The 13693-nt window shown below is 58.3% G+C and carries 15 protein-coding genes and 2 pseudogenes; 1 reads left to right on the top strand and 16 read right to left on the bottom strand.

The genetic code is table 11. The features are described 5' to 3' along the window. Positions 1-13: 13 nt before the first annotated feature. The 6 genes and pseudogenes from FHT85_RS05765 to FHT85_RS05740 all read right to left on the bottom strand — a co-directional run bounded on the left by FHT85_RS05765 (position 14) and on the right by FHT85_RS05740 (position 5923). Entirely contained in the window at positions 14-949 is a 936-nt protein-coding gene (locus FHT85_RS05765) for a carbohydrate ABC transporter permease (protein WP_112335952.1), read from the bottom strand. A 66-nt stretch (positions 950-1015) separates the two neighbouring features. Next, positions 1016-2329, bottom strand: coding sequence for an ABC transporter substrate-binding protein (locus FHT85_RS05760; RefSeq protein ID WP_112335953.1), 1314 nt, complete (start codon positions 2327-2329; stop codon positions 1016-1018). A gap of 153 nt (positions 2330-2482) precedes the next feature. Beyond that, a complete protein-coding gene (locus FHT85_RS05755) occupies positions 2483-3550 on the bottom strand; it encodes an ABC transporter ATP-binding protein (RefSeq protein WP_112410285.1) in 1068 nt (355 codons plus the stop codon). Between the two features lie 169 nt (positions 3551-3719). Beyond that, positions 3720-4462: pseudogene (locus FHT85_RS05750) on the bottom strand (FadR/GntR family transcriptional regulator). Positions 4463-4526: 64 nt separating this feature from the next. Then, positions 4527-4718, bottom strand: a complete 192-nt coding sequence (locus FHT85_RS05745; RefSeq protein ID WP_112335956.1) for a hypothetical protein — start codon at positions 4716-4718, stop codon at positions 4527-4529. Positions 4719-4759: 41 nt separating this feature from the next. Further along, positions 4760-5923: a diguanylate cyclase gene (locus FHT85_RS05740; protein WP_112335957.1), complete on the bottom strand. Its 1164-nt coding sequence runs from the start codon at positions 5921-5923 to the stop codon at positions 4760-4762. 187 nt (positions 5924-6110) lie between these two features. On the opposite strand from FHT85_RS05740, the pseudogene FHT85_RS30965 reads away from it, so the two are divergent. Further along, a pseudogene (locus tag FHT85_RS30965) lies at positions 6111-6235 on the top strand (transporter substrate-binding domain-containing protein); the annotation flags it as partial. A 75-nt stretch (positions 6236-6310) separates the two neighbouring features. Here FHT85_RS30965 and FHT85_RS05735 read toward each other — a convergent pair. The 10 genes from FHT85_RS05735 to FHT85_RS05690 are packed head-to-tail and all read right to left on the bottom strand — an operon-like array spanning position 6311 to position 13674. Next, positions 6311-7345 carry a Gfo/Idh/MocA family protein gene (locus tag FHT85_RS05735; protein WP_112410283.1) on the bottom strand — a complete coding sequence of 345 codons (1035 nt, stop codon included), beginning with the start codon at positions 7343-7345 and terminating at the stop codon, positions 6311-6313. 5 nt (positions 7346-7350) lie between these two features. Further along, positions 7351-7800, bottom strand: coding sequence for a type II 3-dehydroquinate dehydratase (aroQ, locus tag FHT85_RS05730; RefSeq protein ID WP_112335959.1), 450 nt, complete (start codon positions 7798-7800; stop codon positions 7351-7353). 30 nt (positions 7801-7830) lie between these two features. After that, on the bottom strand, positions 7831-8199 hold the full coding sequence (locus FHT85_RS05725) for a 5-carboxymethyl-2-hydroxymuconate Delta-isomerase (protein WP_112410282.1): 369 nt from the start codon (positions 8197-8199) through the stop codon (positions 7831-7833). 15 nt (positions 8200-8214) lie between these two features. Then, positions 8215-9075, bottom strand: a complete 861-nt coding sequence (locus tag FHT85_RS05720) for a shikimate dehydrogenase (protein ID WP_112410281.1) — start codon at positions 9073-9075, stop codon at positions 8215-8217. Positions 9076-9087: 12 nt separating this feature from the next. After that, the gene (locus tag FHT85_RS05715) at positions 9088-9849 is read right to left on the bottom strand and encodes an amino acid ABC transporter ATP-binding protein (RefSeq protein WP_112336121.1); all 762 of its coding nucleotides are present in this window, start codon (positions 9847-9849) and stop codon (positions 9088-9090) included. Between the two features lie 19 nt (positions 9850-9868). Continuing rightward, on the bottom strand, positions 9869-10693 hold the full coding sequence (locus tag FHT85_RS05710; RefSeq protein ID WP_112410280.1) for a transporter substrate-binding domain-containing protein: 825 nt from the start codon (positions 10691-10693) through the stop codon (positions 9869-9871). 44 nt (positions 10694-10737) lie between these two features. After that, positions 10738-11388 carry an amino acid ABC transporter permease gene (locus FHT85_RS05705; RefSeq protein WP_112410279.1) on the bottom strand — a complete coding sequence of 217 codons (651 nt, stop codon included), beginning with the start codon at positions 11386-11388 and terminating at the stop codon, positions 10738-10740. Positions 11389-11397: 9 nt separating this feature from the next. Further along, positions 11398-12066 (bottom strand): amino acid ABC transporter permease, encoded by a 669-nt coding sequence (locus FHT85_RS05700; protein WP_112335962.1) that lies wholly within the window; start codon positions 12064-12066, stop codon positions 11398-11400. Positions 12067-12115: 49 nt separating this feature from the next. Continuing rightward, on the bottom strand, positions 12116-12937 hold the full coding sequence (locus FHT85_RS05695) for a sugar phosphate isomerase/epimerase family protein (protein WP_112410278.1): 822 nt from the start codon (positions 12935-12937) through the stop codon (positions 12116-12118). Beyond that, positions 12937-13674: a GntR family transcriptional regulator gene (locus FHT85_RS05690; RefSeq protein ID WP_112410277.1), complete on the bottom strand. Its 738-nt coding sequence runs from the start codon at positions 13672-13674 to the stop codon at positions 12937-12939. The genes FHT85_RS05695 and FHT85_RS05690 overlap by 1 nt, the downstream gene beginning before the upstream one ends. Positions 13675-13693 lie beyond the last annotated feature (19 nt).

The raw sequence follows: 13693 nt of genomic DNA, 5'->3' as shown, positions 1-13693 counted from the left end.
CGTTCTCCCAATCTCAGTCCTGTCCACCCTGCTGCCATTTGCGGCGCTGCAGACCGAAGAAGCTGAACATGATGGCGGCAAGCAGGAAGGGGATCATTGCCACCGCGATTGCCGCACCCTCGCCGAGCTGACCGCCCGGAATGCCGCGCTGAAAAGAAAGCGTCGCCATCAGATGCGTCGCGTTGACCGGCCCGCCCTTGGTCAGCACATAGATCAACTGGAAATCCGTGAATGTGAACAGCACGGAGAACGTCATCACGACGGCGATGATCGGCGTCAACATCGGCAGCGTTACATACCGGAAACGCTGCCAACTCGTAGCGCCATCAAGGGACGCCGCCTCCTGAAGCGAAGCGGGAATCGTCTGCAGGCCGGCGAGCAGCGAGATCGCGACGAAAGGAATGCCGCGCCAGACATTGGCGATGATCACCGAGATCCTTGCATTGGTCGGATCGCCGAGGAAATTGATCGGACTATGGATCAGGCCAATTTTCATCAGGGACCACGAGATAATGGAAAACTGGGAGTCGTAGATCCACCAGAATGCCAATCCCGAAAGCACCGTCGGCACGACCCAGGGCAGGAGCACGATTGCCCGGAAGAAGGATTTGAATGGGAGGTGCTGATTGAGAAGCAGCGCCAACCAAAGGCCTAGCACGAATTTCAGGACGGAAGCTACGAAAGTGTAGAGCAGTGTATTGAAGACCGACAGCCAGAAGACGGAATCATTGACCAGGTATTGATAATTCTCCAAGCCGATGAAACTGCCGGCGCGCCCGATCCGCGTGTCCGTGAAACCGAGCCAGACCCCAAGTCCCAGTGGGTAGGTGAGAAAGCAAACCAGAAAGATGGCTGCCGGCAACATGAAGAGGAAGCCGAGCATATTGTTGTTCTGCATGAGCGATCTGATCGGGCCGCGCGTCGTATCGCCGGATGTCACGGTCGACATGGCATTATCTCCTGATGAACGGTCGCAGCATGCCGGCGCCGGCATGCTGCAGATCTTCTGGGGGGATCAAACCTTGTAATAACGGTTTGCGCGTCGCTCAGCCTCTTTCATCGCATCCTCCGGCGTCATCTGGCCGGTTACGGCGGCCGCGAACATGTCGACGAGCACGTAATCGGCCATCACACCTGCCGAAGCATAGCCGAGTGGGCCGGCATAGCCGTTCGGGCGTAGCGTTTCCGAGGCGCGTGCATAGGGTGCGTGAACGGGATCGGCGGTCCAGACAGGATTGTTGGCAAAGGCCTTCAACGGTTGGCAGCAATAGGCACTCGATCCTTGGATCCAGGCGTTCATCTGGTCGCCTTCCATCATGAACTTGATATAGGCCTTGGCTGCTTCCGGATATTTGGTATGGCTGAATAGAACCAGCGAGCTCGTCTGGTGCAGTTCGACACTCTTGCCGACCGGGCCGATCGGGAAGTTTGTGGTTCTGATATCTGCCGCGATTTCGGCAAGCTTCGGATCTTTTTTAGCTGCGTAATAAACCGAAACGCCGTTTGCGATCAGCGATACCTGCCCGGCAAGGAAGGCCCGGTTGTTGTTGATGTCCTGCCAGCTCTCTGTGCCGGGGATGAAGGTTGCATAGAGGGCTTGCGCATAGTGGATGGCCGCCAGCGTTTCAGGGCTGTTGATGGTCACCTTGCCGCTTTCGTCCACCATCTTGCCGCCATGGCTCCAAAGCAGCCAATGGGCGTAATTGTTGCCGTCACCGACCGCCTTGCCATGCGGGAAGCCGGCGGGCGTACCTTTCGCCTTCATGGCCTTGCAAAGCTCAAGGAATCCCGCGGTATCCTTGGGGAATTCGCTGAAACCGGCGGCCTTGACATGGCTGTCGCGATAAACGACGGCATTACCGATGGCCGTCAGCGGCATGGCGATGAACTTGTCGCCGCGGGTTGCATACCCGCGCACGCCGTCATACCAGCCGCCGTATTTATTGCCGAGATAGGTGGCGAGCTCCGTCAGGTCGACGAGTTTGTCAGGATATTGATGAGCATCGTCGAACCAACACATCACCATGTCGGGACCGGAGCCGACGTTGGCCGCGACGGCAGCCTTCGGTCGGATGTCCTCCCAGCTTTCCTTGTCAACACGAACCTCGACGCCCGTCGCCTCGGTGAATTTCTTGGTATTGGCAAGCCAGGCATCCTCGTCTCCCTTGACGAAGGGTGTCCAGCGAAGCAGCCGGAGACTTGCGCCCTTTTCGGGCGTATAGCCCGGTTCGGCCTGGGCGAAAGATGGGCGTATACCGAGTGGCGAGAGGCCGGCGATGCCGGCGGCGGCCGCCGATGCGGCAAGAAAGTCACGTCTCTTGAATGGCATGATACTCCTCCTTTGAAAACGGGAGCAAATTCCCCCGGCGCCCACCTTCCCGTTTGGTGAACGACGACTATCGCATTCGAACCGGCCGAATGCTTCCGCATCGATGGGTGAGCAGGAAGACTCCTCTTCTTCCGGCTCCGCACCGAAGCGGCATCAAATCGTCAATCTCTGACCGCTTTCGGCGTCGAAGAGATGGACATGCGGCACATCGATGGAAATGCGCAGCGTATCGCCGGGTTTGGCATTGATCCTCTCCCGGAAGATGCAATTGACATCGCTGCCGCCGAACCGGACCGTCATCTGCGTTTCATAGCCCGTCGGCTCGATCACGATGATTTCCGCGGGCAGCCCCTCGGGGTCGAGCGTGATGTATTCCGGACGCAGCCCATAGACGAGGTCGCGCGCTCTGGCGCCAGCGGGCGGATTTGCAACCGGCAGGACAGTTCCATCCGACGCGATGAACCGGCCATCGCTCTCCGTATCGAGGCGGCCTTTGATCATGTTCATCGCCGGCGAGCCGATGAAACCCGCGACGAAAAGATTGGCAGGCGTGTCGTAGAGATCCAGCGGCTTTCCCACCTGCTCTACGACGCCATCATGCATGACGACGATCTTGTCGGCCATCGTCATGGCCTCGATCTGATCATGCGTGACGTAGACGGTCGTGGTGCCGAGACGTTGGTGCAGCTCCTTGATTTCCGCGCGCATGGCAACCCGGAGCTTGGCGTCAAGATTGGAAAGCGGTTCGTCGAAGAGGAAGACCTGGGGATCGCGCACGATCGCGCGGCCCATGGCGACACGCTGGCGCTGACCGCCGGAAAGCTGGCGGGGATAGCGGTCGAGAAGTTTGGTCAGCCCCAGGATTTCAGCCGCCTTCTTGACGCGCTGGTCCATGTCCGCTTTCGGCGCGCGTTTGAGCATCAGCGAGAAAGCCATGTTCTGGGCCACCGACATATGCGGATAGAGCGCATAATTCTGAAACACCATGGCTATGTCGCGGTCGCCCGGCGCCATTCCATTGACCACGCGATTGCCGATACGGATCTCGCCGGCGGAAATATTCTCGAGCCCGGCAAGCATTCTGAGAAGCGTGGACTTTCCGCACCCGGACGGTCCGACCAGGATCACGAATTCCCCGTCCGCAATATCGATATTCACACCCTTGATAACCGGGAACGCCCCGAATGATTTCCTGACATCGACAAACTCGACACCTGCCATAAAAGCCCCTCCCAGAACCTTTCACCTGCCTGACTTGCGGTCAGCCCTCCTCCGAGGCACGAACCGCCAGAATGCATTAATCCGACTTCGACGTCCTATCCCCCGCCGCCGACCGGCATCTTTATCTCTCTCACGTGCATCTCAGCCATATCTCCTCATACTGGCCAGATCAGACCGGATTGCCGCTCGCCAGTTGAACCTTGGTCGTGTCGTAAATACGCGTCAGATGATGCTCGAACGCCGCAACGACGGCATCTTGGCATGGCGAGCGAGCGCCTCAAAGATCGCCAGATGATCGCTGTAGCTCGCCTCGACGGCACCCGGCTTGGCCATGGCATGGCGGCGGTAATTCATCATGTAAGTGTATAAATCGGTGACAAAGGCAGCGAGGAGCGGGTTTCCGCAGGCCCGATAGATGGCCACGTGGAATTCGCGGTCGCAGATCAGGAAACGCATCGCATCGTCGCCCCCGAGACGCTGGGCCTCCAGCAGCGCCTGCAGCTTTGCCAGGGTGACGTCATCGATGCGCTCGGCGGCGTCGCGGACAACCTTGAGTTCGATGTGAAGACGGGCAGCGTGGACGGATTCCAGATCATAGCCGTCGATTGCATTGGGAGAGGCGATCGTCACCGTAATGTGGCTGAGATCGACCTCACAGACGCGGCTGCGGCTGCCATGCGAAACTTCGATAATGCCCTGCGCGGCGAGCGCCTGAATAGCGCCACGCACCGTTTCGCGGCTGACATGAAGAACGTTAGCCAATTCACGCTCGCCCGGCAGCTCGTCGCCCGGTCGCAACATGTTGGTGGCGATCAGGACCATCAGCTTCTCGGCGATGACATCACGCGCCGTTCGGCGGGCGAGACTCCGCGCGATATTCGGCACCTCGGTCAAGATCGGACTTTCGTCCATCGCGCCCCCCGGTCCACTGGTTGGTCCAGCAGATCAGTTAATTAAAGATCGTTGAGGAAATCCGTCAAGACAATTTCGTTGCCGCAACCGACGAGAGCCTAATCAAAAAGCGCTGCCGCTGAAGAGGATTCTTTTTCGTTGCAGTCTCGCCTTTGGCCACGATGGCGGCGAGCCGAGAGGCTTGCGGCGCTCTTCTGCCCTCAGCTCCGACCTGCGCGATCTTGCGCCAATTATCGTCCAGCTTGTTCAACAGCATTTCGGCGAGCGCCTGCCAAGAGAAGCCCCCTTGGTCTTGCGTTAAGCCAATCGCAGGCGGTTTTGCGGAACTGCGTCGAGGTCAGCATCGCATATGCGATCTCGTCCCGCAGCTTTTGCCAGATACAATGCTTGGTCAGCCTCCCGGCAAAGGCTCGCAAGTTCAGTCCCGTGGAAAGCTCTTGCAACCCCACCACTTATCGTCACCGTAATCTCGGGATCAAGTGTAGGAAAGCGGAGTTCGGCCACGGTCTTGCGGATCCGCTCCGCATAAAATAACGCGTCCCCCACCTTTGCCGGAAGGAAGACGATAAACTCTTCTCCCCCTTGGCGCGCTAGCAACGCCCCTTTCGGTAAGGTTGACTGCACCGCCTGCGCCATCGTTGAAAGAACCTCGTCGCCCGCTGCATGCCCCCAGCGATCGTTCAATTGCTTGAAATGATCTATGTCCAGAAAAAGAACCGCGTCTCCGGGATGTGGCTGGCTAGGCGCGTTTGCATTAAAAAAGCGACGATTGTAGAGGCCTGTGAGGTGATCGCGGTCAGCAAGGTTTTTAATCTTGGCATGTTGACGCTCGCTGATGAAGATCACGATTGCAATCGCAAGCACGAACTTGGAAATGATCATCAGAAGGAAGCCGTTAGCCACAGCGAGCACAGGAAAGGACCTGGTGGAGAATTCCAGCGCCATAATTAACGAAAGCAGACTGGCGGCGGCAAGCAGTCCTACAATCAACCTGCGGATCGGCAGCGGCTCACGATATGCATCCCGAAACACGACAACGGCGGTAGCAGCCATCGTCAAACAACCGAGAACAGTGAAAGTTGTCGCCCGGTAGGTGTTAGTCAGATGGAATGCTGTGATCAATCCAGCAGCCAAAGTTCCGATTGCTGGCAGGAATACAAGCCATGGATTGATTTTACGATCGGGATCGCTGATCAGGACAAAGGCCAAGGCAAGAAGGCAATACCCCAGAACCCCAAGCACGATATTGACGAGACTTAGAAAGCCGTAAAGTGCTGGATAAAGCTCTGCATACCCCGCCAGTGTCGATCCCGCGGCAAGGACCATAAAGCTCGCTGCGAGAAGCCCGACCCCACGGCTTTCCGCCGAGGTGAGCCGCAAATAGCCCAAAGTCAAAGCGCCAGCGATATAGGACGCTTTCTGCAAGAAGAGGACAGTCGGAAGATCAAGTTCGTTGGTCATTCAACACCAAGGGGTCATTCGTCAGCACCGCAATATCCAGTATTCTTGAATTTTTTGCGAATATCCCCAGAGGAGTGGAATTTTGTTCTAATTCTGAGGGCTTTCTGGAATTACAATTGATGTGAAGGGCGATCTCGTATCGCCCCTCGTCGGTTAGGCAGGGCGATCGCATATGAACCGACGTAGGTTCACTGGCCAGGAATTTCCCGCCCGGCTGCCGTCGGTCGCCAATCGGCGCTTCGACATTGCTGCGGTGGTGATCGGAGCGACCGAGGCAGGCAGGAGAAGGTCGATTTCTCTGATGGCTATCTCACTTACATGCCTTTTGCGGCGAGGAGCTATTATGGAACCACTATGCGTTTTCTCGCCGCTTGCCTTCACTGCTGTCTAGAGGACGATGCGTCCTCCCATCGCGGCCGAGCGCTTGACGGCCTCAATGACTTTCAATGTCTCCAAGCCTTCCCGGCCGCTGACTAGAGGAGCTTCCTCGCCCCGAATGACGCTACAGAACTGACGGATCTGCATAACAAGCGGGTCCTTATTTTCGAATGCGGCCCGGTCGTGCTCAAATGCCTCGGTCCAGCTTCGCTTCTCGGCATTGCTCCATATTTCTAGCGACGGCACGGCCATAGATCCGTGTGTTCCGCCGATCATGTAGCAAATCTCCTGAGTTTTCGGATAAGCGGGATTTTCTCCCGTCGTCATCTCCCAACTCCATGGCGCGACAACGGAATCGGACACGGAAGCAGTACCGAGAACACCGCTTTTGAACTCGATGAGGATAACAGCGGTTTCCTCGACGGCATTGCCTCGCACAGCGTTGGATTCACGTGCCTGTACCGCGTTTATATCGCCGCAAAGGAAACGGAGGTTATCGATGTCGTGAATTAGGTTGAGGAAGACCGGCCCCGCTCCACGCTCTCGCCGCCAGGGGATGTCAAAGTATTCGTCCGGCTTGAACAGCCAGAACATCGCATTCACGATCAGGATCCGACCGAGCGTCCCGCTGTCGATAATCTCCTTCGCTTTCTGCATCATCGGATTATGCCGGCGGTGATGTCCCGTCAGCAGCGCCACGCCTTTGGCCTCAGCCATTTGTACAAGCTTCTCGCCGGCAGCGATATCGTCCGCGATCGGCTTTTCGATCAGCGCCGGGACGCCCGCCTCCACCGCTTCCAACCCATTTTGAACATGCACCTGGTTCGGCGTCGCGATGATGACGCCGTCGGGGCGCCCGGAAATCATCATGTCGGCAAAACTGGGGAACCATTTGACACCAGCCTCACTCGCGATCGCCTGGCCGACTGGCGTGGGATCCACAACTGCCATCAGCTCTGCGGCGGGCTCTTCCATCACGTGCTTGATATGACGCTTGCCGATCAGCCCCGCCCCAAGGACTGCCAGCTTGACCCGGCTCGCCATCGCTATCAGTCCTTCTTCGCAGTCTTGAGCATGGTCGCAACTCTGCGGATGCCGAGTTGATAGCCTTCGGTGCCGAGACCAGCGATGACGCCGTCGGCCCGGTGGGACACGAAGGAATGGTGGCGAAAGCTCTCGCGCTTGTGGACGTTGGAGATGTGGATCTCGATGACGGGGCCTTCAAAGGTATTCAGTGCGTCAAGGATAGCGAGCGAAGTGTGCGTGAACGCGGCCGGGTTGATGACAATGCCGGCGCCGTCCTCGCGTGCCTGGTGGATCCAGTCGATGATCTCGTATTCGCGGTTGCTTTGATGGAAACGGATCTCGTGCCCCAGCTCCGATGCCAACTTTCGGCAGTCCGCCTCGACGTCAGCCAATGTCTCGTGCCCGTAGATATGTGGTTGGCGCTTGCCGAGGAGGTTTAGGTTTGGTCCGTTGAGAACGTAGATGATGCTCATTGCATTTATCCTTGTTGGGCGTTGCAGGGATCAGGCGAAGGCTATGTCCTGAAACGCGAAGTTTGGGTCGGATTCGTAGAGATCTGCGCGAAGCCCAAGCCGGCCGGTTTCCAGTGCGGAAGCCGCGACGTCACGCGCAGCTTCGAGCACCGATTTCAGCAGCTCTAGTTTGACCTCCGCAGGACGGCCTGGGGCCATGCGTACAATTATCTGCACGAAGTGGTTGTCGGGATGTTCGTCCCCGACGCAGGAGACGGTGGCTTCTCTAGCGAAGGTACGCACCACGGTTGGCTTGACCAGCCCTCCGTCGCGGACCCGGCGATGAACAGCGCGGGTCAGCTCTTCGATGGCGACGCGTTCCGCTGCGCCTCGGCTGTAGTCGATGATAATATGCGGCATGGAGTAGTCCCCCGATCAGGCTGTCACTCTGCACAGCTCGTCGAAATGGCGCGACATTCGTTCCGTATCAGGCGACAGGCCTGTGAAAAGCTCGAAGGCTGCGGCCGCCTGAAACACGGTCATTCCTCCGCCTGGGAGTGTTCGGCACCCCTTCTGCTTTGCCAACGCAAGGAGCTCGGTCACCAACGGCATATAGACAATATCCGCCACCCAGTGATGATGCTGTATCCAATCGGGATCTATCGGAAGCCCCGGATGGCTTGGCATACCAGTCGGCGTGGCGTGGATCAGGCCATCTGCGCTGGCGAGCGCAGCACCGACGTCCCGGACCAACCTTGCAACCTCTCCTGAAAATCTCTCGTTGAGCTGATCGGCGAGCGTGGAGGCGCGACGCTCGTCCTGATCAAAGATCGAGAGCCTTTCCATGCCGAGTTTCACGGCAGCGTGCGCAACGGCCACCCCAGCGCCGCCAGCCCCAAGCAGAACAGCATGAGCCTTCGCGACGTCGGGCAAGCCGCGCTCGAAATTCTTGTAGAAGCCATACCAGTCGGTGTTGTGTCCGATCCGCTCGCCGTTCTGAAGCACGACCGTGTTTACGGCCCCAAGCATCTTAGCATCCTCGGACAGGCGGGTCAGGTGAGGCAGCACGGTCTGTTTGCATGGATGGGTGATGTTGGTTCCCGCAAAGCCGCGGCTTTCCAGTTCGTTTAAAAGATCTGGCAGCGCGGAAGCAGGCAATCCGCGCTCCGCCAGGTCCACGAGCTCGTACTCGTAATCAAGCCCCAGGTGGCGCCCTTCCGTTTCATGGAGCGCCGGCGACTTTGACATCTGGATGTCGGCGCCGATGAGGCCGACCAGAAATTTGTTGTTGTCCATGTCTCTGCCCGATCAGTGATGCGCAAGGATTTCGCCGAGAAATGCCTTCGTCCGTTCATGCGTGGGATTCTTGAAGAAGGTTTCGGGCTCCGCCTCCTCGATGATCTCTCCGGAAGCCATGAAGATGACCCTGTCAGCAACTTGCCGGGCGAAGCCCATTTCATGGGTCACGCAGATCATGGTCATGCCGTCTCTTGCGAGGCCGATCATGGTGTCGAGAACCTCTTTGACCATTTCGGGATCCAAGGCGGATGTGGGCTCGTCGAAAAGCATCGCTTTCGGCTCCATGCACAGGGCACGCGCGATGGCGACGCGCTGCTGCTGTCCGCCGCTGAGTTGTGCCGGATACTTTTCCGCCTGATCGAGGATGCGAACGCGCTCGAGATATTTTCGTGCCAACTTCTCCGCGTCGGCGCGGCTTGCGCCCCGCACTCTCATGGGTGCAAGCGCGCAGTTTTGCAGGACGGTCATGTGCGGGAACAGATTGAAGTTCTGGAAAACCATTCCGACTTCACGTCGAATGGCATCGACCGCCTTGGTGGTGCCGTCCAGCAGTTGACCTTCCACCACGATCTTGCCGCCCTGAATCAGTTCAAGAGCGTTGATACAGCGGATCAGGGTGGACTTGCCGGAACCGGATGGTCCGCAAAGGACGATCTTCTCTCCCTTACGAACCGACAGATTGATGTTCTTCAGGGCATGGAAGGCGCCGTACCATTTCTCCACTTTATCAAGGGATATCAAGGTCGACTGATCGTTGGGGGAATTGAGCACGGCGCCCTCCATTTATGCTTTACTTGACCGTAAACGGGATGTTGGGGATGGATTCAGGGAACTTGGGAAGATCGATTGCCATCCACTTCTTGGTGATGGCTGCGAGTTCCCCGTCGCCCTTGATCTTGTCGAGGAAGGCGTTGACGGTCTCGTTCCAGTCCTTCTCGCCGAGTCGCGTTCCCACGCCGTTGTAAGTCGTCAGGAAGTCGATCTTTCGTTCATACGTGCCGGCGCTGGCTGCATCGAGCCTCTGCCCGTAGAACTGATTGCCGCCCACTGCCTTTACCTGTCCAGAGATCAGGGCCTGGATAGTGGCCGCGTCATCGTCGAAGCGGCGGATGGTGGCCTTCGATCCGACCGCGTCGGTTACGGCCTTGTCCTGCGAGCTGGACTTCGGCACGCCTATTTCCCAACCAGCCACATCGGCCGGCGATTTCACGGCGTCGGCTTTGGCGGCATAAAGCGAAATCGTGTTGGCCGCATAAGGTTTGCTATACTGGATCGCCTTGGCGCGCTCTTCCGTCATCGCCATCGTGGCGAAGAGAATATCGACCTTGCCGGTCGTCAGCGCGGGAATACGGTTCGCTACCGCGAGCGGTTGGAACTGGACTTTCACGCCGAGCTCCTTGGCGAACAGCGTGGCCACATCGGCGTCGAAGCCGTCCTGTTTGCCGCTCGAGTTCACAAAGCCCCAAGGCGCGTTGTCGCCCTGAATGCCCACGACGAGCGTTCCCTTCGACTTGATCTCCTCAACAGATGCCGCGTTGGCTGCCGCAGCGCCAACGGCGGCGAAGGTAGCGGTTGCCAGCGCTAGACCGAGAAATTTCCGACGATTGGTATTCATTGCACTTTCCTCCTCTTGTGCTGTTTACTTCTCCCGAAGCAGGTTTAGCGGGCGGCTTTTGCCATCCGTTTCTCAAGGCCGCTTCCGACGTGGGAAAGAGGCCAGCAAATCATGAAGTAGATTATTCCGACGATCCCGAAGACGAGCAGCGGGCGGTAGGTCTGGTTCGATATGATCTGGCCAGCCCGGGTCAGCTCGATGAAGCCCACGATCGCAGCAAGCGAGGTCCCCTTAATGAGCTGCACGAGAAAGCCGATGGTTGCAGGCATCGAAATCTTCAAAGCCTGTGGCAAAACCACGTCCTTCATTCGGGAGACGTAATGCAGGCCAAGAGCGTTCGCGGCTTCGGTCTGCCCTTTGGGAACGGCTTCAATCGAACCGCGCCATATCTCGCCGAGGAAGGCGCTTGCGTGGAGAGTGAACGCGATCGCGACAGCGACCCAGGCGTTGACGTCGATGCCAAGCAAGGCAACGCCGTAGTAGACGACAAAGAGCTGCATCAGGAGCGGCGTGCCCTGAAAGAGCGCGATATAGCCGGATGATGCAAGCCGGGCGAACCGATGCTTCGACGTGCGCGCAAGCGCGATCAAAATGCCGAACACGCCTCCGCCGATGAAACCGATAACCGCCAGCAATACGGTCCATTTCAGACCTTGCAGGATGAAGAACAGCTCATTTTCGCCGATGGGACCCATGAGCGCCTCCTATCGAGTCGGATAGTTGAAGTAGGAACGGGAGATCAGAGCAAAGATTCCCATCATCAGACTTGAGATGACCAGATAGATTGCGGTCACCGTGAAGTAGACTTCGAAGCTTCGGAACGTATCCGACTCGATGCGTTGCGCCGCGGAAGTCAGCTCATATGCGGCGATCGAGGTGCACACCGACGTGGTCAAGGTCAGCATCACGAACTGGCTCGTCAAAGAGGGGTAGATCGCTCGCAGTGCCGGCTTCAGAACGATGAGCCGGAAGACGTCGGCCTTGTGCAGCCCGAGCGCAAAACCGGCTTCGATCTGTCCCTTGCTGATGCTCTCAACGCCCCCGCGGATGATCTCGATAGCGTAGGCGCCTCCGTTGATCCCCAGCGCGATGATTGCGGTGACCGTCGGGTTCAGGCGGATGCCCATAAGCGGGAGGGCGAAGTAGATGAAGAAGATCTGCACCAGGAACGGCGTGTTGCGGACGACTTCGACGAACGCGATCACCGGAGCGCGAACCCACGCGGTCTTCGACGTTCTTGCTGCAACGCCCAGGATTCCGATCACGAGAGCGAGCAGCATCCCGGCGAAGGCGAGACCCAACGTTCCGAGCGAACCCCAAAACAATTCCGGGGCGCGGTCGAAGACCGCGCCGAAATCAAACCTGTAACCCATCTGCTGGCTTCCTCCCTTCGGCGCAGCTCTCGCCTCGCCGCCGCCGCGATCACTGACCCGGCTTAAATATTCGTAAGGCCCCTTCGAACAGGCGTTTCAAATGCTCCCCCGCGTCTGCCGAGCCTGAAAGAGGTACTTCGACCGAGACCGATGCTGCCCCGTTGGCTATCGCGACCAGTTCGCCCAAGGGCAATTCGCCCTCGCCAGGAGCAAGACGCTTGCCTCGGGCTTCAGCGATCATGGCCTCCGCCGTGCTCGGAGCGGGTCCGATGACGTCGCACAACTGAACGTGCTTGACCCTATCGATCTCGTCGCGCAGCGATGTCAACGTTCCGCCGTTCCTGAAGAAATGAACTCCGTCAACGAGTGCGCCGGCATTGGACGCGCCGCTCGATTTCAGGAGATCGACGCTGTCAGCGAAGGTTCTGACCGTCCGCCATCCCATGTTCTCGATATCGACTGCCAATCCGTAGCCGCTTGCAAGATCGCAGAATTCGGTGAAGTTCGACTGCAGCCTGCTCCGCTCCGGATCGTCGCCGCACACGCTCAGACGCCTGGCACCGATGTTGGCAGCCGCGGCCACTACGGGCTCCAGAGACAAGGCATTGAACGATGGGTCGATGACAAAGAACTCGATATCGAAAACCTCGAGCGCTTCGCCGCGCAGTACGGCTTTCAATTCTTCCGCTGCGCGGCCGCCTACAGGCAGCTCGTAGTATGGCGCTCCAGGAAATGCCGGATTCAGCCTCAGCCCAATTCTGGAAAAGCCCACCCCCGCTGCAGCCTTCGCAAAATCGCTCGGCGCCAGGGAGATGGCGGAGAAGTGCGCTACGCCAATCTGTTGCTCTGATTTCGATCCAGGCGTCACCATCACACGATCCCTTTCGTCGCGAGATGATTTCGAAGGTTCGTTCCAGTACGGTGGATGTGCTGTCGCAGTTTCTCGGTGGCGTATTCGATGTCCCGCGCGACCGCTCCTTGCGCAATCTCGCTGTGCTCCTGCCCGACGTTCCGGTCGCCGGAAGTCCTGATGAGGAAGACCCGGCGGTATCGGTCATTCAAGTTCAGCAAGAGGCCGCAGAAATGCAGCAGAAGCGGTTTGCCGCAACCGGAAATGAGTGTGAGATGGAATTCTCGGTGAAGAGTCTCCCATTGCTCGAGCGTCTCAGGCCGTGAGGAATCTCGTTCCGTGCGGTTCAGGCGATGGAGCGAGCGCATTATATTGCCCTCCCACTCGACATCGCCGATACGCATGGATTCCCGCAGCGCGAAGACTTCCAGCTCTTCGCGGAGCGTCGTGATTTCTTCCAGATTCGCCAGCGAGATCGGCGCTACGCGATAGCCGCGGTTGTCCTGAAACTCCACCAGGCCGTCCGAGATCAAGCGAGCAAGCCCCTCCCTCAGAGGACTTAAGCTGACGTTGAAGGTGCGGCGCGCCTTGTCGAGATTGATCTTGCTGCCGGCCTCCAACTCGCCGGAAATGATCGCCTCGCGCAGCCGCGACGCCAACTGACTTCCGATCGTGTTCTTGCCATCATCGGAAAAACCTGTGGCCGCTGTTTCCTCGTCTGTCATTGGCGCAGAGGCGCTGTCGTCGGTCGAGCTCATCCCTACTCCCTGACAATTC

This window comes from Rhizobium sp. BK312 (assembly GCF_014193605.1).
Lineage (GTDB): Bacteria > Pseudomonadota > Alphaproteobacteria > Rhizobiales > Rhizobiaceae > Rhizobium.
The sequence above is the reverse complement of the archived record's forward strand: the minus strand, read 5'-3'. Positions and strand labels throughout refer to the sequence as shown.